This is a genomic window from Corynebacterium lehmanniae (assembly GCF_043161975.1).
In the GTDB taxonomy this organism is placed as follows: Bacteria; Actinomycetota; Actinomycetes; order Mycobacteriales; family Mycobacteriaceae; genus Corynebacterium; species Corynebacterium lehmanniae.
The window spans coordinates 979,362-1,001,521 of the sequence record NZ_CP170998.1; the positions used below are offsets into that span (position 1 = coordinate 979,362).

The window sequence follows — 22,160 nt, forward strand, 5'->3', positions numbered from 1 at the left end:
CCCCTACCGCAGCGCGGTGCGGATCAGCGTGCTCAGCAGCTCCGGGTAGTCCACGCCCGTGGCGGCCCACACCTGCGGGTACATGGAGATGGCGGTGAAGCCGGGCATGGTGTTGATCTCGTTGAGCACCGGCCCGTTGTCGGTGACGAAGAAGTCCACGCGCGCCAGCGACTTGCAGTCCAACGCCCGAAAGCAGGTCACCGCCATGTCCTGCAGCTGGGCGATCAGCTCGTCCGAGTACGGCGCCGGGATGGTGGCAGTCACACCTTCTTCGAGGTACTTGGTCTCAAAGCCGTAGAAGCCCTCCGCGGAGTCCTCGGTGCCGTTGAGCTTGGCAGGCACGGACGCGGCGACGGTGCCGTCGGGGCGCTCCAGCACCCCGACTTCCACCTCGTCGCCGACCAGCTCAGCCTCGACGATGACCTTGCCGTCGGACTCCAGCGCCAGCGACACCGCCGCCGGCAGCGCCTCCCAGCTGGTCACCTTGGACACGCCGATGGAGGACCCGCCGTTGGCCGGCTTCACAAACACCGGCAACCCCAGGTGCGAACGCTCTGCCTCGGTGAGCTCGCGCGCGCCGTCCAAGATCACCTCGCGCGTGACCGGGATCCCGGCAGCCACCACCAACTTTTTGGTGTACTCCTTGTCCATCCCGCACGCGGACGCCAGCACGCCCGGGCCGACGTACGGCACCCCGGCCAGCTCGAGCAGGCCTTGGACTGTGCCGTCCTCGCCATACTTGCCGTGGAGCACCGGGAAGACGGCATCGACGGTGGTGATGGGCTCGCCGGAGGTGACATCGTAAAGCAATCCCTTGCGCTGCGGGTTCAAGGAGAGCGCAACTTCGCGCCCATGCTTGACGACGGGAAGCTCCGCCCCCTCCGCCGGATTCGTCACACCCTCAACCCACACGCCTTCCTGCGTGATGCCGATGGGAAACACCTCGTAGTCTGCGGGCATGTGGGACATGACCGAGTCGGCGGAGATGCAGGAAATCGAGTGCTCGGTGGACATGCCACCGTACAAAACAGCTATGCGGATCACGGGGAGCTAGCCTACCGGGCGCTACTCCGCTTTCTTGCTGCGACCCATCAGCGCGGCGATGACGTCGGCGACTTTCATGCCTTCGTGGCATACCGAGTACACGCCCTGGGTGATCGGCATCTCCACGGAGTGCTTCTCCGCGAGCTGGAAGATGCTGCGCGAGGACACCACCCCCTCCGCGACCTGGCCCTTGGTGGCGGCGCGGGCCTCGTCCATGCTCGCACCTTCCCCGAGCGCGGCGCCGAAGGTGCGGTTGCGCGACAGCGGCGAGGCGCAGGTGGCCACCAAATCGCCCATGCCCGCAAGGCCGGCGAAGGTGCGCGCGTCCGCGCCAAGCGCCGCGCCCAATCGGGTGATTTCCGCCAGGCCGCGGGTGATCAGGGTGGCCAAGGTGTTGTCCCCCAGGCCTTGCCCGGCCGCCATGCCGCAGGCGAGTGCGATGACGTTTTTGGTCGCGCCGCCGATCTCGCAGCCCACCACGTCGGTGTTGGTGTACGGCCGCAGGTAGGTGGTGGCGCACGCGGCTTGGACGAGCTTGGCGCGGTTTTCGTCGGCGCAGGCGATCACGGTGGCGGCCGGCTGTTCCTCGGCGACCTCGCGCGAGAGGTTCGGCCCGGACAGCACCGCGATGCGTTCGCTTTCCGCCCCGGTGACTTCCGCGATGATCTCGCTCATGCGCATGTGCGTGCCGGATTCCACGCCTTTGGAGATGGAGACCAAGGTGGCGTCGCCGGGCAAGTCCGGCGCCCAGCGGGTGAGGTTGTCGCGCATGGTCTGGCTGGGCACGCCGAAGACGGCGATCGCCGCGTTCTCTAGGGCTTCGGCGGCGTTCGAGGTGGCCTGGATGGCCGCCGGCAGCTCGATTCCGGGCAGGTACTCGGGGTTTTCCCGCGTGTTTTGGATTGTGCGGGCGAGCTCTTCGCGCCGCGCCCACAGGCTCACGGGGTTGCCCCCGTCCGCGAACACCTTGGCGAGGGTGGTCCCCCAGGAACCGGCGCCCAGTACTGCCACGTTGACCATCAGTGCGTCCTCCCAGCGTTTTTCAACCGCTTCAACGTACCACCCCTCCCGGACCCTGACCGGACCTAGCGCGCCCGCCGAGTCTGCGACACAATGGAACGTATGCCAAATGACGACCGCCAACTGCACGAGCAGGACAAGGACACGCGCGGTGAAATGTTCCTCACCGGGCGCCTGCAGCAAATCCCCAACCACCCGCAAAGCGAGTTCAAGCGCACCACGCTTGCCGCCGGAGCGGTGCTGTGGCGCGGCGACCTGAACAACCCCGACTCGCTGGAGGTGGCGTGCATCCACCGCCCGCACTACGACGACTGGTCTTTGGCCAAGGGCAAGCTGGACCCGGACGAGTCCCTGGTGCAGACCGCGGTGCGCGAGATCAAGGAAGAAACCGGCTTCGACGTGCGCCTGGGCAAGCTTTTGGGCAAGACCGTCTACCCGGTGAAGAAGACCACCAAGGTGGTCTACTACTGGACCGGTGAGGTCACCGAAGGCGAGTTCGAGCCCAACGACGAGGTGGACGAGATCCGCTGGCTGTCTATCGACGACGCCTGCGCGCTGATGACCTACGACCTGGACCGCCAGGTGCTGCGCAAGGCACAGAAGCGCTTCGGCACCCCGGCGGACGCGCGCGTTTTGTACGTGCGCCACGCCCACGCGCACGAGCGCGAGAAGTGGTCCGGCGACGACAACTTGCGCCCGCTGGACAAGAAGGGCCGCCGCCAGTCCGAGATGCTGGTCCCGCTGCTCAGCGCGTTTTCTCCTGAGCGGATCTACTCCGCCGCACCGGAGCGCTGCCAGACCACCGTCGCCCCGCTTGCGGACGAGCTAGGCATCGACGTGGCCGTAGACGAGCGCTTCGGCGACGGGGCGTGGCTGTCCGACATGGTCGGCGCGCAGCGTGCCTTCACCGAGGTGATCGAGCAGGGCGGCACCTCCGTGGTCTGCGCCCAGGGCGATGTCATCCCCGGCATGATCGCCTGGCTGTCTGCGCAGGGCACTCTGCCCATCGACACGGAGATCCACGCGAAGAAGGGCTCCGTGTGGGTGTTGAGCTTCCACGGCGGCCAGCTCACCGGAGCCGACTACGTCCCGTCCGCACTGCCGGTGCTGTAGCTGAAAAAGAAAGGAACGGATTCTACTTATGACTTCCCCCACCCCCACCGCATTCCCGCCGGTGACGCAGGAACGCATCGCCTCCACGCTGGAAGGCATGGACCTGAAGTACTTCCGCGAAGACGGCGGCGAGGTCCGCACCGCGTTTCCCGGCCTGGTGGTCTTCTTCGAGGTCGAACGCGAGGGATTCAAGGCAACGTCTAGGTGGATGGCGGTTGTGGATCAACCGGAGGACGTCGAGAAGCTTCGCGAGTTCGCGAACGTGATGAACCGCACCCTGCCGCTGGTGCGCGTGCACCCGGTGCAGCGCGAGGACGGCACCGCCATCGCGATCATGGAGGCGCCGTTCTTCTCCGGCGACGGCTTCGCCGACTCCCAGCTGCGCGAGATGTGCGAGTACTTCTTCTCCGCCATCCACCACGTGGCCGGCGAGCTGCGCGCGACCTTCCCGGGCCGCGAAGAATCCTTCAACGACGGCGCTAAGGAGGCGTAACACCCATGAGCAACGACACCCTGAAGCCCCTGTCCATCCAGCGCGTCAAGGACGTCTTTGCCAAGCAGGGCTGGCAGTACGACGAGGCGAGCGAGTTTGCCATCCGCACCGGCTTCGCGCGCATCGGCCTGGAAATCGCGCACATCGCCCCGAACATCAACGTGATTTCTTCGGTCGCGGTGGATTCCATCGGCGCGGATCGCTACGAGGACATCCGCAACTGGGCCGAGCAGTACAACTACACCAAGGCCTACCCCACCGTCACCGCGCTCAAAGACGAGGAGCGCGGGGTGACTGCCCTAGGCGTGGCCTACAGCCTGCCCGGCCACTGGGAGTACACGGACAACCAGTTCGAGTCCCACATCCTCACCGGCATCCAGGGCGTGGTGGCCGCCTCGCGCGACTTCCTCACCGAGTTCGCGCCGGAGGTCACCCAGCGCCTCGACGAGGAAGCGGCGCAGGACTAGCGCTTACCGCACGGCCGGCTTGAACGCCGGCCGTTTCGCTTCGAAGGCCTCGATCGCGTCTTCGTCGCGAAGCGTCAGCCCGATGTCATCGAGGCCTTCCATGAGGCGCCAACGGGTGTAGTCGTCCACCTCGAAGACGAACGTGTTGTCGCCGACGGTGACCGTGCGGTCTTCCAGCGACACGGTGGCGGTCTCACCCGGGTGCTGTTCCAAGTGCTTCCAGATCAGCTCGATGTCGCTTTCCGGCAGGTTCGCGGCCAACAGCCCGGCCTTGCCGGAGTTGCCGCGGAAGATGTCGGCGAAGCGCGGGCTGAACACGACGCGGAAGCCGTAGTCCATCAGCGCCCACACGGCGTGCTCGCGCGAGGAGCCGGTGCCGAAATCGGGCCCTGCGAACAACACGGAGCCGTTGGCGTAAGCGTCCTGGTTGAGCACGAACCCGGGTTCGCTTTCGCGCCAGTTGGAAAACAGGCCGTCCTCGAAGCCGGTGCGGGAGACGCGCTTGAGGTAGCGCGCCGGAATGATCTGGTCGGTGTCCACGTTCGAGCGCGTCAGCGGCACGGCGACACCGGTGTGGGTGGTGAATTTCTCCATCGGGGTGCTCCTTTACAGGTCTGTGGGGCTTGCGAGGTGGCCGGTGACAGCGGTCGCCGCAGCGACCAGCGGGGAGACAAGGTGGGTGCGCCCGCCGGGGCCTTGCCGTCCCTCGAAGTTGCGGTTGCTTGTCGACGCACTCCGCTCCCCCGGTTTCAGTTGATCCGGGTTCATGCCCAGGCACATCGAGCACCCGGCAGTGCGCCACTCGGCGCCGAAGTCCGTGAAGATCTTGTCCAGGCCTTCCTCCTCCGCCTGCTGCTTGACCAACGTGGAGCTGGGCACGACCAGCATGCGGGTGTTGCCCGCGATAGTGCGGCCCTTGACCACCTCGGCGGCGGCGCGCAGGTCCTCTATGCGGGCGTTGGTGCACGAGCCCAGGAATACGGTGTCGATGGCGATGTCGCGCAGCGGCGTGCCTGGGGTGAGGTCCATGTAGTTCAGGGCCTTGGCGGCGGCCTGCTTGGAGGTCTCGTCGGTGAAGTCCTCCGGGTCCGGCACGTTTTCGCCCAACGGCAGGCCCTGGCCGGGGTTGGTGCCCCAGGTGACAAACGGGGTAAGCGACGCGCCGTCGATCTCCACCACGGTGTCGAATGTGGCACCCGCGTCGGTGGGCAGTGTCTTCCAGTACTCCACCGCGGCGTCCCAGTCCGCGCCCTTTGGTGCGTACTCGCGGCCTTCGACGTAATCGAAGGTCTTCTGGTCGGGTGCGACCATGCCGGCGCGCGCGCCTGCCTCGATGGACATGTTGCAGATGGTCATGCGCGCTTCCATGGACATCTTCTCGATGGCCTCGCCGCGGTACTCGATGATGTGGCCCTGGCCGCCGCCGGTGCCGATCTTGGCGATAATCGCCAGGATCAGATCCTTCGCGGTCACGCCCTCCTGCAGCTCGCCGGTGACCTCGATGGCCATGGTCTTGAAGGGTTTCAGCGGCAGGGTCTGGGTGGCCATGACGTGCTCCACCTCGGAGGTGCCGATGCCCATGGCAATCGAGCCGAACGCGCCGTGGGTGGAGGTGTGCGAGTCGCCGCAGACGATGGTCATGCCCGGCTGGGTGATGCCCAGCTGCGGGCCGACGGTGTGCACGATGCCCTGCTTGACGTCGCCCATCGGGTGCAGGGTTACGCCGAACTCCTCGCAGTTCTCGCGCAGCGTGGCAACCTGGGTGCGCGAGGTCGGCTCCGCGATCTCGAGCAGTTGGCCGGAGACGATCCCCTCGGTGGGCACGTTGTGGTCCTCGGTGGCCAGGTGCAGCTCCGGGTGGCGCATCGTGCGCCCGGCCAAGCGCAGCCCCTCGAACGCCTGCGGCGAGGTGACCTCGTGCAGAAGCTGGAAATCGATGAAGATGAGGTCGGGCTCGCCGTTTTCGCCCTGCTTGACCACGTGGTCGCGCCACACCTTCTCCGCCAACGTCAACGGTGTATCCGCCATAGCAAACTCCTTCGCGTTTCCTCCCCACCTTCCCACATAATGAGATGATAGGATTCGAACTGTGAGACAGTATAACGAAGGATCAGGCATCAAAGTGCTCGACCGCGCAGTCGCCATCGTGGCGGCCGTAGCCAGCGGCGACAAATCGCTCGCAGAGCTCAGCGACGCCACCGAGCTGCCCCGGGCCACCGCACACCGCATCGCCACGGCACTCGAGGTGCACCATGTGCTCGCCCGCAACGAACGCGGCGAATGGTCGCTTGGGCCCGCGTTGCCCAGCTACACCGGTGGGCCGTCGCCGAGACTGCTCGCGGCCGCGGCCCCGGTGCTTCGAGATCTCGTCGAGACCACTGGCGAGTCCGCCCAGCTCTACCAGCTCACCGGCACCACGCGCACCTGCATCGCCGCCGCGGAACCCGAAAGCGGACTGCACAACGTGGTCCCGGTCGGCTCCCACCTGACCTTATCCGCCGGCTCCGCCGCCCGCGTGTTCGCGGCTTTTGCCCCCGTCGACGCGCCTTTCGACGCCGCTGACCTGCAGCAAGTCCGTGACGACGGCTTCGCTGAATCCGTGGCCGAGCGCGAAGTCGGGCTCGCATCGGTGTCCACGCCGGTGTTCCAACCGGACGGTGCGCTGGTGGCCGTGCTGTCTATTTCCGGCCCGGCCGAGCGGCTCGGACCGAGCCCCACAGCCAAGTGGGGCGCCGCGCTCAAGGACGCCACCGCTCGGCTGAGCGCCGAGCTCTAGCCGAGCTCCGGCCTGGTACTGGGGGCGCCAACGGGCCTCAGCGAACGTCGATGTCGTCCAAGCGCCCCGCGGGCCACACCACGTTCTTCGCCAGCGGGATCTGGTGCGACGCGCTCGCCAGGATGCGCATGAAGTAACCAGCGGTGTTCGGGATCGCGACGAGGTCCCCCGCCGCCACACCGCGGGGGAAGCGGATCTTCCGCCGCAGGATCAGTTCGTCCTCGATGCAGTAGGCGCCGACCAAGAACACCTCGATCTCCTCACTCGGCGGGGTCCGCTTGACCAGGTAGGGGTCGATGAGGAAGCTATCCGAGGCCGTGCGGCACTGGATGCGGTTCATGGTTAGGCCCACCAGGGGCACGCCGTCGGAACGGGTCTTGGTGAAGGCGACTTCGGCAAGGGTTAGCCCGCAGCCGTCGACAAGCGAGCGCCCCGGCTCAAGATACAGACGCAACCCGCGCTCGCGCAGCGCCTCTGCGACGCCACCGGAGAGTACCTCGGTGAGCCACGCGCCGCGCGTCGGCTCCTGCCAGTCCCGGGCCGAGCACGCCGCGCTCGAGGGCGTCGGCGACGAGGGCGCGGGCTCTGCGGTCCTTGGCGCTGCCGCCGGGGTTGAAGGACTCGAGTTTGGCCCAGACCCGGGGCGTTTCCCCTAACGCTCTATTTGAGGGTACGCTCGCCACGTGAGAAAGAGCGGGCAGATTCTTGTACGGGACATTCGTCGTCTACTGCGCGTTCCCCGGGCCTTCATCATCATCGTCGGCGTGCTCATCATCCCCGCGCTCTACGCGTGGTTCAACATCAACGCCTTCTGGGACCCCTACAACCACACCCAGAACATCCGCATCGCGGTGGTCAACAACGACCGTGGCGCCTCCGCCGAACGCGTCGGCGAGGTCGACGTCGGCGAGCAGATCACCGAGCAGCTCAAGGGCAACGACAAGATCGGGTGGGTGTTCCTCCCCGAGGACGAGGCCCGCGACGGGCTCATGCGCGGCGACTACTACGCCATGTTCCTCATCCCGCCGGAGTTCAGCGAGGACCTGCTGAGCCTGGTCAGCGGCACCTACACGCAGCCGGTGCTGGAGTACTACGTCAACGAGAAGAGCAACGGCGTCGCCCCCTCGATCACCGACGCCGGCGCCTCCGCCGTCGACACGGCCGTGTCCGAGGCCTTCAAGAAGAAGGTCGGCGAGGCCGCGGCGACCGAGCTGCGCAACAAAGGATTCGCGACGCGCGCTAACGCCGAGGAGGCCCGAGGCAAGGCCTCCGGGAGCTTCGGCCAGATCGCCGCCGACCTCGACGCCTCCCAGGGGCGGGTGGCCACGATGAAGCAGAGCATCATCGGGGCGCGCCCGGTCGTCGCCGAGCTGAACACCCTCGTCGGCTCCGTCGACGACACCCTCCGGTCCGTGGACTCCTCCCTCGGCGAGGCCGAGGGGATCATCGCCGAGCTGCAGAAGTCCTCCGCCGGTTTCAGCGCCGACACGTCGGCCGCGCTCGTCGAGTCCACCAACGCACTCAGCCTCGGCGCCGCCTCCGCCAGCGCCTCCATCGCGGAGGCGACGGGCCAGCTCGGCACCGCCCAGGGGCGGGTGCGCTCGGCCGTCGGCGAAGTCAACGGCGTGGTCAAGCAGGGCGAATCCGCCGCCGCGCAGCTGCGTGCCATGTCGGCCGGGGCGGCCCTATCGCCCGAGGTCCGCGCTCAGCTCGACGCCGCGGCCAGCGCGCTGGAGGAGCGTACCGCCGCCTCCCGCGCCGTCCTCGACGGCCTGAACAACGTGGACCGCAGCGCGGGCGCCGCGCTGGCGTCGATAGGCGAGCTCGGCGACTCCCTCGAGGCCGCGACCGCCGACTCCAACGCCGCAGCGCGCGACGCGAGCAAGCAGCTCGGCGAGTCCGTGCCCGCGATCAACGCCTCGCTCGCGCAGGCCTCCGGCAGCGTCGCCTCCGTGCGCGGCGCGCTGAGCAGCCAGCGTGCCCTGCGCGAGGAAACGACCTCCCTGCTCGCCGGGGTGGACAACCAGCTCGCGGCCAGCCTCGGCATCCTCGACGAGGTCTCGGGCAACCTCGGCACGCTTGCCGACGGCGCCCGCTCCGCCCAGTCCGACATCAACGCCCTCCTGGCCACCTCCGACTCGAAGGCCCTCAACACTGTCACGAACCTCAACTCCGCGAAGATCGGCGAGTACATCTCCTCGCCCGTCACCGTCGAGCAGCAGGCCGTCTTCCCCACGGAGAACTACGGCAGCTCCATGGCCTCCTTCTTCACCAACCTGGCCCTGTGGATCGGCGCGTTCGTGCTGACGATCATCTTCCGCGTCGAGGTCGACACCGAGGGCTTCCGCCGCCTCACCGTCGGCCAGGCCTACCTCGGCCGCTTCCTCCTCTTCGCCACGCTCTCGGTGCTCCAGGCCGTCGTGGTGACGCTCGGCAACGTGGCCTTCGGGGTGCAGATGCAGTCCGTCACGGCCTTTCTCGCCACCGCAATCGCCATCGGGGTCGCCTACACGGCGATCATCTACTCCATCGTCTCCGCGCTCGGCCACATTGGCCGCGGCATCGCCGTCTTCCTCGTCGTCATCCAGATCCCGGGCGCGTCGGGCCTCTACCCCATCGAGCTCATGCCCGACTTCTTCCGCCACATCTACCCCTTCCTCCCCTTCCGCTACGGCATCGACGCGATGCGCGAGACCATCGCCGGGTTCTACGACCACCACTACCTCCGCTTCATGGCGGCGCTTCTCGCCATGTCCGCCGCGGCCTTCGCCCTGGGGTGGCTGTTCCGACTCACCTCCTCGCACGCCAACCTCCTGTTCAACCGCCAGCTCGCGCGCACGAACCTGATCACCAACGAGAAGGTGGAGGTCATGGGCTCGCCCTACCGCGCGTCCGACATCATGGCCGCCCTGTCGGACCGGGATGAGTTCCGCGGTGGCGTCGAGAAGCGGGCGCGGATGCTGCGGGAGAACTACCGCACCCTCATCTTCGGCGGGATCGTCGTGGGCGTTGTCGGCATCGCCATCATCACCCTGCTCACCATGCTCCTGCCCACCGACAAGACGATCATGCTGGCCATCGTCGTCGCCTGGTCGCTGCTGGTCACCCTCTACCTCGGCGCGGTGGAGTACTTCACGCAGAGCCTCGTCGACGCCGAACAGGTCTCACGCCTCGGCGAGGCCGAGCTGCGCGACGCCGTGATCCACCGCCACGACTCCGCCGGCACCAGCGTCACCATCGGGCCCGCGGACGCCGAAAGCGAGGACACCAAGTGAGAACCGTCTTCTCCATCGCCTACAACGACCTGCGCCGGCTCTACACCAACGTCATGGCGGGCATCGTCATGGTCGGCCTCATCGCCATCCCCTGCCTCTTCGCCTGGTTCAACGTGCTGGCCGCGTGGGACCCATTCGGCAACACCGATCGCCTCGAGGTCGCGGTGGCCAACACCGACCGCGGCCACACGAGCGACCTCACCCCGCTGGCCGTCAACGTCGGCGACATGGTGCTCTCCCAGCTCTACCGCGACGACTCGATGGACTGGGTCATCACCGACGTCGACGACGCCATCGAGGGCGCGAAATCCGGCGAGTACTACGCCGCCATCGTCCTGCCTCCCACGCTGAGCGACGACATGTTCACCTTCTACGCCGACGACGCCGAACCCAGCCGGATCGACCTCTACATCAACGAGAAGAAGAACCCCATCTCCCCGCTGCTCATCTCCAGCGGCACGCAGGGCGTCAGCGCCCAGATCAGCGCGTCGTTCACCAGGGCCCTCTCCGAGGTGTCATTCGGGTTGATCGAGACGACCTCGGACTACTTCAACGAGGCGGAGACCAAGCAGGCGCTCGACTCCATCGCGACCCGCACCGCCAACGCCCGCGACCAGCTGCTCTCCAGCGCCAACACCGTCGACGCGCTCGCCTCGCTCACAGAGTCGAGCGTGCCGCTCGTCGACAGCGCCGAGCGGATCTCCGGGGCGCTGGGCGACTCTCTCGGGCAGGTCCACCCCGTCGACCTCGGGGTCACCGGGGCGAGCCTCGGCGGAGACGGCGCGGCGCTTGCGGCGGCGCTGGGGGCGACGTCGGTAAGCTTCGCCGCCGTGAGCGAACGTGTCGACCAGCTGCTGGCGGACTCCTCCGCCACCTCCCAGGCCACCGCCGCGAGCCTGACGGACATCGCCGCGCGCATCGATGTCCAGGTGAAGCAGTACACGGCCCTGCGCGACACCATCAACGGCCAAGTCGCCCGGCGCTTCCCCCCGACGCCCAGCCGGGGGTGCGCGCGGTGGTCGGCCACCTCAACGACGCCATCGCCCGCCAGACGGCCGTGCGCGACCGACTCAACGACGCCGCCGCGCACCTCACCGCCGGGCAGGGCGGCCGGGACGGGAAGAACGCAGACCGGCAGGAGATCGAGGACTCGATCGCCCGGGCCCGCGAGGCGATGGACTCGGCCAAGAATTCCTACGACACCGGGATCCGCCCGCGCCTCGAGGCGCTGTCGGGCTCGCTGGACAACGTCCGCGCGAACGTCGACAAGGCCCGCTCGGACATGGACGGCGTCTCCTCTGCCCTGGCCAACCGGCCCGGCTCGCTTCGCGACACCCTCGCAGCCTCCGGCGCGGACCTGCGCGACACGGCGGAATCTCTGCGCGCCAACGCGGCGAGGATGCAGGAGGCGAAGCAGTCGATCGCGCAGGCGCGCTCGAGCGGGGACCTGACGAAGCTGGCCGACCTCGTCTCCAGCCACCCGGAAGTGCTCGCCGACGCCCTCGTCGACCCAGTCAAGGTGGAGCGCAAGGAGGTCTTCCCCCGCGTCAGCTTCGGCGCCGGCATGGCCCCGCTCTACACGGTGCTCGCCCTGTGGGTGGGCGCCCTGTTGACGTCGGTGGCCGTGCGCACGGACGATCGCTCCATCGAACAGAACGTGGTCGATCCCGACCGCCTCACCGCGGGCCAGAAGTACTTTGGCCGCTACCTGACGTTCGTGACCACCGGCCTGGCCCAATCCACGCTCCTCATGGCGGGGCTCATCGTCTACGTGGGCATCGAGCCCGCGCACCCCTTCCTCCTCTACATGGCGGGGTGGGTCTCGAGCCTGGTCTTCCACCTGATCTGCTACACGCTGGTGCTCTCCCTGAGCAACGCCGGCAAAGCCGTGGGCGTGCTCATCCTGGTGCTCCAGGTCTCGGCTGCGGGCGGAGCCTACCCGCTGCAGCTGCTGCCGGGCTGGACGCAGGCGATCAGCCCCTGGCTGCCCGCGACCTACTCGATCCGCGCTATGCGCGCCGCGGTCTTCGGCACCTACGGCTGGGACTTCTGGCGAGCCCTCGGTTGCCTCGTCCTCTTCGTGCTGCCTTTCCTCTTCCTCGGCCTCTGGCTGCGTCACCGGCTGCACCACGCGATCGGCCGCATGGACGAGGCGGTCGCCCAGACCAAGGTGATGATGACGTAGGCCGCCCGCCTACAGCTCGATGGTGCCACGCACGCGCGCGGTGACCAGCCCGCCCACCCAGATTTCGCGACCGTCGTCGATAAGCAGCTTATGCTTCGACGAACCCCTCGCCGATGCGCCACTGGCGCTTCGTGCCGAGGCTGACCGCGGCGTCCGGGTCCTCCACGTCCGAGACGCGGTAGTACAGCATGTCCACGTAGTCGTAGTGGATGCTGGCGATGCCGTAGCCGTGCGCGTCAAAGTCGATGTGGTTGACCCACGGGTTGTAGTCCCGGATAACCTTCTCCACCAGCAGCGAGGTGGAGTTGTCTTCCTTGTGGTAAGTGCCGAACGCGGTGGTCAGGATCTCGTCCACATTCGGCGCAGAGATGGAAGTGGTGACCATCTCGCAGCCGATCTCGCCGAAGCCGGACGGCGAGGCGATCGAGTTCGCCCACTCCGAGTGAATATCGCCGGTGAGGAACAGTGCGTTCGACTCCTGCTCATCCAACATGGTGAGCAGGCGGTCGCGCTCCGCGGCGTAGCCGTCCCACTGATCCGAGTTCACCGCGATGCCCGTTGCGCGCTCCTTCATATAACCTGCAGCGATGTTGGCCTTCTCGTCGTCCGGGATGGTGACAAATCGCATCGGCGAGACCATCACCGAGTTGCCCAGCACATCCCAGCGGGCCGTGGACTCCTGCAGCTGCTGTGCCACCCAATCGAACTGAGCCTTGCCCAGCATCGTGCGGTCGTCGTTGGCGAAGTTCGCGCCGGAGGTCTCCGCGTCGCGGTAGGTGCGAAGATCCATCATGGTCAGCTGCGCCAGGTCGCCGAACTTGAAGCTGCGGTAGAGCAGCTGCTCCTCACCCGCGGACTGCGCGCGCACCGGCAGCCACTCAAAGTAGGCCTGCTTCGCAGCGCTCAAGCGTTCCGGCCACTCGCCCTCCACGCGGCCGTCGGTGTGGTTCTCCGCACCGTTGAGCCAGCTGTTGTTTGCCGTTTCGTGGTCGTCCCAGACGACAATCCACGGGCACGCCGCGTGCGCGGCCTGCAGGTTGAGGTCCGTGCGGTAGCGGCCGTGGCGCTGGCGGTAATCCTCCAGCGTGGTGATCTCCCACTCCGGGTGGTGCATTCGCGCGACACCGCTCTTACCTGCGTACTCGCCGGTCGGGTACTCGTAGATGTAATCGCCGAGGAAGACCACGTGGTCGATCTCGCCTGCGCGGGCGCGCTGCGCCATGTCGCCGTACGCGGCGAAAAAGCCGGACTCCCAGTTCGCGCAAGAGGCGATGGCCAGGTTGAGGTTGTCCACGCTCGCGTCAGCCTCCGGCGCCGTAAGCGCTCGGCCGACCGGGGAGGTCGCGCCCTCGAACTCTCCGCTTTTTACGATGAAACGGTAGAAGTACTCCGTCGCCGGTTCCAGGCCGTCCGGGTCGACGTGGACAGTGTGGTCCGAGTCCGCCGAGGTGGTCACGGTGCCCGTCTGCGGGTTACCAAAGTCCTCCGAGGTGTCGATCTGCCACTCCAGCTCCACGCCCTCACCCAGGCCGGAGCCCGGCAGCGCCTCACGCGACGGGGTCACGCGGGTCCACAGCACCACGCGGTCCGGCAGCGGGTCGCCGGATGCGACGCCGTGGAGGAACGGCAGGTCCCACTCGCTTGCCGGGGCCGGTTCTTCCGGGGTGGACACCGTGCCGCGCCGCGCGGCGTAAGCGCCGCCGGTGCCGATAGCGGTTGCGGCAGCGGTCGCTGCGACAGTTTGCAGGAACACACGACGATTCACACGGAACTTTGAGCTCATGCAGCTTACTTTCAACGAGCTATCAGTGCCGCGCCATTACAACTGCGCGGAGTTGCCTAATGTTCACTTCAAATTCACCGAGGTGACGAGATTCTTGTAACCGGCTGTTAAAACCGCGTGACTTATGTAGGGGCACATGACTGTTCTGCGATCCCAGCCCCACCGTTCCCACCGCCGCAGCGCTGTTGCCGCCGCGGTGGTTGTTTCTTTGTTTGCACCGTTTACCGTCGCCGTTGACGCCTCCGCTCAGGAAGAGGCCGTCAACTCTAAGATCAGCCGCATCGTGCTCGGCATCGGTTCGGACGCCACCGAGGCCAACCTGGCGTGGCAGTCCAAGACCAACGAGCTGCAGTACCTGGAGTACTGGCCGGCGGACAACCCGGGCGACGTCACCAGCGTCGAATCCCCGCGCGGCCCTTATAACGCCGCGATCTTCTACCCGCACGAGGCCACGATGACGGGCCTGGAGCCGGACACCGAGTACGTCTACCGCGTCGGCAACGACGACCGCGGCTGGAGCGAGCAGCGCACCTTCACCACCGGCACCGATTCCGACACCTGGAACTTCCTGGCCATGGCCGACGCGCAGATCGGCGTGGGCGCCAAGATCGCCGAGCAGTCCGCAGCATGGAACAAGGCCGTCGACGTCGCCACCGGCGAGCACCCGGATTCCGCATTCCTCATGCTCCTCGGCGACCAAGCCGAGGGATGGGGTGCACCGGTGGCGCAGCTCGAGGCGTTTACCGCGCCCGAGAAACTGCAGAACTACCGCCTCGCTGTGCTGAAGGGCAACCACGAGACCTACGCGCCGGACCGCCACTTCCAGGACACCTACTTCCTGCCCAACGAGGTTGGCACAACCGCGAACTACTTCTTCAACTACAACAACGTGTTGTTCATCGGCCTCGACGGCAACCGCTCGGACGCGGCCGATATTGAGACGCACGCGCAGTTTGTTAACGACGCCATCGCCACCAACGGCGCGGACGCGGACTGGGTCATCGTTGGCATCCACCAGGCACCGTTCTCTCAGGGCACCCACTACACCGACTCGGATGTGGTGCGCCTGCGCGAGCAGCTCACCCCGAAGCTGTCCGAGGCTGGCGTGGATCTGGTCTTAAGCGGCCACGACCACATCTACACCCGCTCCCACCTGATGAACGGCTTCGACCCGGTCATCCCCGAAGGCGCGGCCAAGTCCGGCGACGTGCTCATCCCGGAGGATGGCGAGGTGCTCTACCTCACCTCCACCACCGCAACCGGCGGCAAGTACTACGACTTCCATGACAAGTTCGGCGACACGCACCCCAACATTCGCGAAGAGCGTGCCCGCGACCTGGCGCACGACTCCACCGCCCGCTGGCGTCAGGACTACAACCCGGACTACACCAACATCAGCGTCTCCCCGACCGAGCTGAAGCTCACCACCTACAACATCAACACCCCGTACGTGGTGGACCAGGTCACGCTGCAGAAGAAGGACGCGGAGAAGCCGACGACCGAGCAGAAACCGACCACCGAGCAGAAGCCGACGACCGAGCAGAAGCCGACCTCTGAACAGGCAATCACCGAGCAGAAGCCTGCTCCGGAGACAATCACGACGACGCAGACCTCCGAGAAGCTGGTCACCACCACGAATACCTCTGTTGGCACCGCGACCGTGACGGAGACGTCCACGCAGACTTCGCCGGAAACCAAGGTCGTGGAGAAGACCAAGGCGGTGCCGACCACGGTGAAGGAAACCGTGACGAAGACCGAGACGGTTGAGGTGCCGACCACCATCACCAAGGGCGCTGAGCCGGAGGTCACCACCAAGACTTCCGTCGCCACCGCCACGGTGACCGAGACGTCCACGCAGACCTCGCCGGAAACCAAGATCGTGGAAAAGACCAAGACGGTGCCGACCACGATCAAGGAGACCATCACCAAGAACGCCGAGCCGCAGGAGCCGGCTGAGGATCAGGACGCAGGCAAGGACGCCGCGGGCAGCGTGTCCGGCAGCAGCACCGGCGGCATCATCCTCACGGTCCTGGCAATCCTGATCGCGGTGCTGGGCGCGATCTTCGCGGCACTGTCGTACGTCCACCCGCAGTGGATTCAGGACATCCGCAAGCAGTTCAACATCTAGCGCCAAACGCACAACCCGCCACCGCGATCCCCCAGGTCGCAGTGGCGGGTTCTGTGTTTTAAGCAGCCGTTTCTAGCGCTCTGCCGCAGCTGCGGTCACGCGGTCAGCCCAGCGTTCGATGCCGTGCTGCTTGGTGCGCTTCAGCGTGTCGTGGCCGAGCACCAGCCCTTCGTTCATGCGGCCGGCCGCGGCGAGGTGCTCCTGCCCCACGAGCGTGGCGTCCGGCTTCACGTGCAGCGCATTCGTGTCGGCGTAGCGCAGGCCGATTCCGGCGTCCACCAAGTTGCCCACCAGCGTGCCTTCGACAATCCCGGGCGGCGCCTGCACCGCGTCGATGACGACGGTCGCGCTGACCTCCTCGGCCAAGTCGCGGAGGTCCTCCTCGCCGCGGGCGATGAGCTCGATGCGGATCCGGCCTTCGTCGATAAGCTCGAGCATGGTCTGCGCGGACTCCACCGGAGGGCCGAAGCCGACGCGCTCCAGCGTGGACACGAAAGCGTCGAAGTCCTTCCCACCCAAGGTGTGGCGGCCGCCGTAGGAGGCGCGGTCGATCACCGCGTCGTAGGTGTCGCGGAATGCAAGCGCCACGGCGAGCGCCGGCGTCCAGGGGCGCTCCCCGCGCGCCGCCGCAACGGAAGCGCGGAGCTCCGCTACCGGATCGCCGGTGAAGTCCTCGCCGCGCAACACCTTCCGGATGTCGTCTTCCCCGCCGTCGCCGCCGGCGATGCGGAGGATCTCCGTGGCGCAGTCCGCAAGGATGTCTTCCAACTCCTCGAGGCCTTCGCAGTCGAGGATCTTCTGCGAGGCCTCCTCGATGTGCGGCTGCGCCGCCTCCTTCGCCTTGCCTTCGAAGTACGCCTTGACCTCCATGAACCGCCCCGACCGGGTCACGGGGTAGAACACTTTCGCGTCCGCGTACTTCACCACGTCAATGAAGGTCAACGCGGCGCCGCGGACCAACGCCACATCGTCCGGGCTCACTGCGTCCAGGTTCGACGCCGGATAGGCGGGGGCGACCACCTTGAGGTCGCCGAGGTCCGCGTGCGCGAGCGAGCCGGGCCAGTCATGCGCATGCCCGGTGACCATGAGCACCTCGTCGAAGTGCTCGCCGAGCACGTCCACCCCGCTGTCGGTGGGCTCGACCATCTCAATGTTTTCCACCCGGTGGGTGAGGCTGCAGCGCTCCGGCAGGTTCTCCTCGAGCGCGCGCCACGACTTATCCAGGTGCTCGCCGACGTGCCGGCGGCTGGGAAAATCGTCCGGAAGCTCATCGTCCGGGTCGAGCGGCCCGAGTTTCGTCTCCACGATGGACTTGGGTGCGTTGAGGATGAACTCTTCCGGCACCGAAGCTCGAAACGCCCCGGGTGCGGAGGACTCCTCCAACGGTTTGGCGTCGAACACCGTCACGTCGATAGCCGCGCCGCGCTCCCGTGCTTGTTCCATGAGCTCTTCTGACGCCCACAGGCCGCGCGGGCCGGCGCCGATAATCGCTACCTTCATCACCGAATTTTGCATGCGCTCCAGCTTATGCGCCGCGTGCCTCCAGCCGCTCAACCTGGCGGGCCAGCTCCTCACCCAGCGGATTTCCCGGTAGCCGTTCCTGCACCAGGTCCGCCACGGAGCGGTACCACCACAGCTGGCGCTCCTTGCCGGAGTTGAAGCGGCCCCACAGCTCATCGCCCAACTGGTCCAGGTCCGCGTGGATGGACAACAGGTTGTGCAGCTTGTCGGCCGCGGAGATGAGCACGCTGCCGTCGTCCGCCTCCCGCAGATGCGCCAGGTAGGCGTCCGAGCGGTCCTGCCAGCTGGAAAGCGTGCTGTCCTTGGTCACCCCGCGCACCAGCTCCACCACCCGGTCGCCGAACTCCTCGGCCATACGCTCGGGGCTGTATTCCTCGGGCACGTCCTCCAAAATGTCGTGGAATAGCGCCGCGACGAGCACATCTTCATCATCGGTGACCTGGGAGACGAGGTGCATCACGCCGAATACGTGGGAAACGTACGGGATGTCGGTGCCTTTACGGACGTGGTCGCGGTGCGCCCACGCTGCGGTGTTGATTGCTTGGATAAGTCGCGGGGACGCGACGGGAGCATTGGTCATGCCAGCCCCTTTCTGTCGGGAACGCTTCACACGATACGAGCGCCGCCGACATCACCATCCCGCTATTCGCACACCTATTCTATCCCATGTCCAGCGTCCCCCGCACCCGCACCCGCGCGCGACCACCGACCCAGATGTTCTCCCCGTCGTCGGTGATCTCCACCCGTCCGTCGCGCCCGAGCGCCGTGCCCTGCGAGACCGTGTACTGCGCAGGTACATCTCCCCTCCCTCGCAGCCACTGCGCCATCGCGCCGTTCGCGCTGCCGGTCACCGGGTCCTCGAACGTCGGTGTGAATGCGCGCAGCTCATAGGCCGGATCGGACCCACCTGTCAGCGCTGCAAACGCCACCTTCAGGCCGCTGCCCGCCGGCTTCTTAAGCGCCCACAACGCATCCAGGCCATCCAGGAGCGCCAGCTTCCAGCCGGGGCCGTTGTCACCGAAGGCGGCGCTGACAAGCAATTGCTTCTCGACGCCAAAGGTCTCGCACACCTCATCCTTTTCCTCCGGCGAGAGCTGGCCGTCGCGCTTGAGTGGCGGGGTGGCGAACGCGAGCGAGTCGCCCTGGATACGCACTTCGACGTTGCCAACCCCGCACTCCTGAACCACGCAGCCCTGGTTGCGCGGCGTGTTGCCGAGCTCCAGCCACGCACGCGCCGTGCCGAGGGTGGGGTGCCCGGCGAAGGCGTATTCCTCCACCGGCGTGAAGATGCGCACGCGGTAGTCCGCCTCTTCGCTGGTCGGCTCGAGCAGAAACGTGGTTTCCGAGAAGTTGGTCCAGGACGCAATCTGCTGCATCTGCTCGTCGCTGAGGTTGTCGGCGCCGCAAACAACGGCGAGTGGGTTGCCGGTGAACGCGCCGGTGGCGAAGACGTCGATTTCAAAGTATTCCAGGGTAGTCACCCGGCCAAGGCTACCAATGCGAAAACTCCCGACCCGGAGTCCGGATCGGGAGTTGTACTTTGTACCCCGTACGGGATTTGAACCCGTGTTACCGCCGTGAGAGGGCGACGTCCTAGGCCGCTAGACGAACGGGGCGCGCTCGCTTGTTTGCGACTTGTTAACAATAAAGGACGCTATTGTCCACCAACAAATCGGCAGGTTAGGGTCGTTTTTATGTGGTGTAGACCAACGGGGCGTGGACGTTGACGCCGACCGTTTCGCCAACTTCTGGGGTGGTGCGGGCCGAAGTGCGTGCGCGAAACTCCACACCGTCCACATCGATGGTGAGCGAGTAGCCGGACACCTCAAAAAGCGAGGAGGTGACCCGGCCGTTTAGTACGTCCCGCTCCCCTGGCGCTGCCACTTCTACCGCCTCAGGCAACACCGCAACGGTGACAGCACCTCTATGGCCTGATGCGCCAACCATCTCCACATGCGCAGCCGGCCATTCCATGGCAGGCGCTGTGACGACCACGCGGCCGTCGACAATTTGTCCCTCTAACAGCGTCGCGTCAGCGATAAAGGAGGCCACCCACGGCGAAGCTGGTTGAGCGACGATATCCCTCGGCGAGGCAAACTGCTCGAGCTTTCCGTCTCGCAGCAATGCGATGCGATCGGCGATGGCAATCGCTTCCTTGCGGTCGTGGGTCACGTGCACTGTAGTTAGGGAAGACCGCTTAGTCAGTGCAACAAGCTCTCGGCGAAGACTGTCTCGCAGTGGTTCGTCGAGAGCCGACAAAGCTTCGTCGAGAAGCAGCACTTGAGGCTTGGCCACAATCGCGCGCGCGAGTGCGACTCGCTGCCGCTGACCGCCAGACAACGTTGAAGGTTTCCGGTCTCCGTAGCTCTCCAACCCAACGGTGCGCAACGTCGATTCGACGAGCTGTTGTTGTTGCTTCTTGCTCGTACCTGCGCGTTTGAGCGGGTAGGCGACATTATCCGCAACACTCATGTGCGGCCAGACTGCGTGCTGCTGAAACACCATGCCCATCCGCCGCTTTTCTGGCGGTGTGCGAGTCACGTTTGTGCCGTCGAGGGAGACCGTGCCTGTGGAGGGCTGCACAAACCCGGCGAGAGTGCGCAGCAGCGTGGTTTTGCCCGAGCCGGACGGGCCGACTAGCGCTACGAACTCGCCGCTACCAACGCGTAGGTTGATGTCGTCCAACCCAACGGCACCGTCTGGGAATACGACGCTGAGGCCGTCAATCGCAATGTCACTCATCAGGACTCCTTGTCAGGGGTGCGCACGGTCAGTGCCAGGGCGGCAATACCGATTACTGCAAACATCAATGCAAGCGCTGAAGCTTGGTTGTAGTTTCCGGACTGTTGGAGGTTGAATAGTTGCACACCAATTGTTGTGGTGCCCGGAGCAACGAGCAGAATTGACACGGTGAGCTCGCGCACCGCGGTGACTGCAACGAGAACTGCCCCGGAGAACGCCGCTGGTACAGCCATTCGCCCCGAGGTATCCACGATTGAGCGCACCCTACCCGCGCCAGAAATTCGTGCCGCTTCTTCCACTGCAACCGGAATCTTGCTCATCGGTGCGCGCACAGCCTGCAGCACCAAGGCTGTGAAGGCGCAGACGTATGCCAACAGGATCACCCAACGGGTGTTGTAGAGCCCCGTGTACCTGCCCACAATGAGCCATCCGACGCCAATGATCAGCCCAGGGAGTGCAGCCGGAAGCAATGTAGCCAGAGATAGCGGCGTGTTAGTACGCGCGCGGGTGCGGGTGACCAAAATGCCGATCGCCCAACCCAGCAGACCGCACAGTAGTGCGGCACCGCCTGCGAGAGCGACCGAGTTAGTGAAACCATCAACCACCCGCGGGTTACTCAGGGTGCGCTGAAAATTCGACAGCGAGATGGTCTCCAACGTAAACGGCACACCCGGGGCCGGAAGCAACGCACGGTGAGCGAGCCCTAAGATCGGACCGAGGGTAACCGCGAGTGCAAGGACCCAGGACACCACGGTGACAGGAACTCTCGCCACACCGAGTGAAAGTTTCATCGTGCTGGCACCACTGACTTGCGAGGAGGCTCGGCGCGACACCGCGTAATCTGCCACCACGGCGATAATGCCCAGCAGCATCAACACTGCTCCAACTGTGGACACGACCTGCAGCGGGTTGCTTACCGTGCCTGATTCCATAAACCGGTAACACATTGTCGCTAATGTCTCGAACTGCACCGGCGACCCCAGAATCGATGGAATACCGAAGTCGGCGAGGTTCGACACTGCCGTCAGGGTGAAGGCGCTCAAGAATGCGGGCCCCAACAGCGGGATGGTCACAGTGCGCAGCACCGTGCCACTGCCCGCGCCACTAACGCGTGCAGCCAGTTCGAGATCAGAGGGGATCTGGCGCAACGCTGCGGCCACAATGACGTACACAACCGGGTACGAGTGCAACGTCATCAGAAAGACAATGCCGTCGGCTCCGTACAGGTCCCACAGCGGCCGGTCGAACAGCGCATTGAGCCCCTGGTTTCGGCCAAACAGCTGCAGCCAGGAAATGGCACCGACGAACGGTGGGACTAACAGCGGCGAGAGCAGAAATAAGCGTAATCCCGTTGCTCCACCAACATCGGTGCGCTCCAAAACAATCGCAATCGTGCCACCGATTAGTACCGCGCCCATAGAAGACAGCACGGTGGTAATCACGGAATTCCAAGTGGCGCGCGCCAAGCCTTGTTCCACAAGTACCGGAAACTGATTTCCCCCGAGCGCGAGTGAGACCACCATCGCGAGAGGAACAATGAAAATCGCCGCGGCAACCAACCACACCCCTAGGCGAGCGAGGTTGAGCCCCGGCGAAGAAACGCGTTGCATTGC

At 66.0% G+C, this 22,160-nt stretch carries 19 protein-coding genes, 1 tRNA gene and 2 pseudogenes; 9 read left to right on the forward strand and 13 right to left on the reverse strand.

Features of this window, described 5'->3' with window-relative positions:
- Positions 1–3: 3 nt before the first annotated feature.
- Together ACF3NP_RS04670 and ACF3NP_RS04675 are read right to left on the reverse strand one after the other, a co-directional pair.
- Positions 4–1,014, reverse strand: a complete 1,011-nt coding sequence (locus ACF3NP_RS04670) for a D-alanine--D-alanine ligase family protein (RefSeq protein ID WP_202032137.1) — start codon at positions 1,012–1,014, stop codon at positions 4–6.
- 51 nt (positions 1,015–1,065) lie between these two features.
- The gene (locus tag ACF3NP_RS04675; RefSeq protein ID WP_181888322.1) at positions 1,066–2,064 is read right to left on the reverse strand and encodes an NAD(P)H-dependent glycerol-3-phosphate dehydrogenase; all 999 of its coding nucleotides are present in this window, start codon (positions 2,062–2,064) and stop codon (positions 1,066–1,068) included.
- 102 nt (positions 2,065–2,166) lie between these two features.
- On the opposite strand from ACF3NP_RS04675, the gene ACF3NP_RS04680 reads away from it, so the two are divergent.
- The 3 genes from ACF3NP_RS04680 to ACF3NP_RS04690 are packed head-to-tail and all read left to right on the forward strand — an operon-like array spanning position 2,167 to position 4,137.
- Positions 2,167–3,177: an NUDIX hydrolase gene (locus ACF3NP_RS04680; protein ID WP_181888321.1), complete on the forward strand. Its 1,011-nt coding sequence runs from the start codon at positions 2,167–2,169 to the stop codon at positions 3,175–3,177.
- 28 nt (positions 3,178–3,205) lie between these two features.
- Positions 3,206–3,670 carry a YbjN domain-containing protein gene (locus tag ACF3NP_RS04685; RefSeq protein ID WP_181888320.1) on the forward strand — a complete coding sequence of 155 codons (465 nt, stop codon included), beginning with the start codon at positions 3,206–3,208 and terminating at the stop codon, positions 3,668–3,670.
- 5 nt (positions 3,671–3,675) lie between these two features.
- Positions 3,676–4,137: a hypothetical protein gene (locus ACF3NP_RS04690; protein WP_181888319.1), complete on the forward strand. Its 462-nt coding sequence runs from the start codon at positions 3,676–3,678 to the stop codon at positions 4,135–4,137.
- Between the two features lie 3 nt (positions 4,138–4,140).
- Here the strand turns inward: ACF3NP_RS04690 and leuD are convergent, their stop codons facing one another.
- Together leuD and leuC are read right to left on the reverse strand one after the other, a co-directional pair.
- Entirely contained in the window at positions 4,141–4,731 is a 591-nt protein-coding gene (gene leuD, locus ACF3NP_RS04695) for a 3-isopropylmalate dehydratase small subunit (RefSeq protein WP_181888318.1), read from the reverse strand.
- A 12-nt stretch (positions 4,732–4,743) separates the two neighbouring features.
- Entirely contained in the window at positions 4,744–6,165 is a 1,422-nt protein-coding gene (gene leuC / locus ACF3NP_RS04700) for a 3-isopropylmalate dehydratase large subunit (RefSeq protein WP_181888317.1), read from the reverse strand.
- 94 nt (positions 6,166–6,259) lie between these two features.
- Here leuC and ACF3NP_RS04705 point away from each other — a divergent pair, with 94 nt between their 5' ends.
- The gene (locus ACF3NP_RS04705; protein ID WP_338026570.1) at positions 6,260–6,913 is read left to right on the forward strand and encodes an IclR family transcriptional regulator; all 654 of its coding nucleotides are present in this window, start codon (positions 6,260–6,262) and stop codon (positions 6,911–6,913) included.
- A gap of 37 nt (positions 6,914–6,950) precedes the next feature.
- On the opposite strand, the pseudogene ACF3NP_RS04710 reads toward ACF3NP_RS04705, so the two are convergent.
- Positions 6,951–7,445: pseudogene (locus tag ACF3NP_RS04710) on the reverse strand (hypothetical protein); the annotation flags it as partial.
- Between ACF3NP_RS04710 and ACF3NP_RS04715 the strand changes: the two are divergent.
- The 3 genes and pseudogenes from ACF3NP_RS04715 to ACF3NP_RS04725 form a co-directional block, all read left to right on the forward strand.
- Positions 7,414–7,569 (forward strand): hypothetical protein, encoded by a 156-nt coding sequence (locus ACF3NP_RS04715; protein WP_181888315.1) that lies wholly within the window; start codon positions 7,414–7,416, stop codon positions 7,567–7,569. The pseudogene ACF3NP_RS04710 and the gene ACF3NP_RS04715 sit on opposite strands and share 32 nt — an antisense overlap.
- A 27-nt stretch (positions 7,570–7,596) precedes the next feature.
- Complete coding sequence (locus ACF3NP_RS04720) at positions 7,597–10,188, forward strand: YhgE/Pip family protein (protein ID WP_181888314.1); 2,592 nt, start codon at positions 7,597–7,599, stop codon at positions 10,186–10,188.
- Positions 10,189–10,256: 68 nt separating this feature from the next.
- Positions 10,257–10,637, forward strand: a pseudogene (locus ACF3NP_RS04725) (YhgE/Pip domain-containing protein); the annotation flags it as partial.
- Positions 10,638–10,732: 95 nt separating this feature from the next.
- Here ACF3NP_RS04725 and ACF3NP_RS04730 read toward each other — a convergent pair.
- Entirely contained in the window at positions 10,733–11,095 is a 363-nt protein-coding gene (locus tag ACF3NP_RS04730) for a hypothetical protein (RefSeq protein ID WP_392399152.1), read from the reverse strand.
- Between the two features lie 150 nt (positions 11,096–11,245).
- Here ACF3NP_RS04730 and ACF3NP_RS04735 point away from each other — a divergent pair, with 150 nt between their 5' ends.
- Entirely contained in the window at positions 11,246–12,373 is a 1,128-nt protein-coding gene (locus tag ACF3NP_RS04735) for a YhgE/Pip family protein (RefSeq protein ID WP_392399008.1), read from the forward strand.
- 88 nt (positions 12,374–12,461) lie between these two features.
- On the opposite strand, the gene ACF3NP_RS04740 is transcribed toward ACF3NP_RS04735, so the two are convergent.
- Positions 12,462–14,156 carry an alkaline phosphatase D family protein gene (locus tag ACF3NP_RS04740; protein WP_181888312.1) on the reverse strand — a complete coding sequence of 565 codons (1,695 nt, stop codon included), beginning with the start codon at positions 14,154–14,156 and terminating at the stop codon, positions 12,462–12,464.
- Positions 14,157–14,292: 136 nt separating this feature from the next.
- Here ACF3NP_RS04740 and ACF3NP_RS04745 point away from each other — a divergent pair, with 136 nt between their 5' ends.
- The gene (locus ACF3NP_RS04745; protein WP_181888311.1) at positions 14,293–16,284 is read left to right on the forward strand and encodes a fibronectin type III domain-containing protein; all 1,992 of its coding nucleotides are present in this window, start codon (positions 14,293–14,295) and stop codon (positions 16,282–16,284) included.
- Between the two features lie 72 nt (positions 16,285–16,356).
- Here the strand turns inward: ACF3NP_RS04745 and ACF3NP_RS04750 are convergent, their stop codons facing one another.
- The 6 genes from ACF3NP_RS04750 to ACF3NP_RS04775 all read right to left on the reverse strand — a co-directional run bounded on the left by ACF3NP_RS04750 (position 16,357) and on the right by ACF3NP_RS04775 (position 22,157).
- On the reverse strand, positions 16,357–17,799 hold the full coding sequence (locus ACF3NP_RS04750; RefSeq protein ID WP_181888310.1) for an FAD/NAD(P)-binding protein: 1,443 nt from the start codon (positions 17,797–17,799) through the stop codon (positions 16,357–16,359).
- A gap of 10 nt (positions 17,800–17,809) precedes the next feature.
- On the reverse strand, positions 17,810–18,385 hold the full coding sequence (locus tag ACF3NP_RS04755; protein WP_181888309.1) for an HD domain-containing protein: 576 nt from the start codon (positions 18,383–18,385) through the stop codon (positions 17,810–17,812).
- 79 nt (positions 18,386–18,464) lie between these two features.
- The gene (locus ACF3NP_RS04760) at positions 18,465–19,286 is read right to left on the reverse strand and encodes a PhzF family phenazine biosynthesis protein (RefSeq protein WP_338026568.1); all 822 of its coding nucleotides are present in this window, start codon (positions 19,284–19,286) and stop codon (positions 18,465–18,467) included.
- Positions 19,287–19,348: 62 nt separating this feature from the next.
- A tRNA-Glu gene (locus tag ACF3NP_RS04765) sits at positions 19,349–19,421 on the reverse strand.
- A 76-nt stretch (positions 19,422–19,497) separates the two neighbouring features.
- A complete protein-coding gene (locus ACF3NP_RS04770; protein ID WP_181888308.1) occupies positions 19,498–20,547 on the reverse strand; it encodes an ABC transporter ATP-binding protein in 1,050 nt (349 codons plus the stop codon).
- On the reverse strand, positions 20,547–22,157 hold the full coding sequence (locus tag ACF3NP_RS04775) for an ABC transporter permease (RefSeq protein WP_181888307.1): 1,611 nt from the start codon (positions 22,155–22,157) through the stop codon (positions 20,547–20,549). The genes ACF3NP_RS04770 and ACF3NP_RS04775 overlap by 1 nt, the downstream gene beginning before the upstream one ends.
- Between the last annotated feature and the right edge of the window lie 3 nt (positions 22,158–22,160).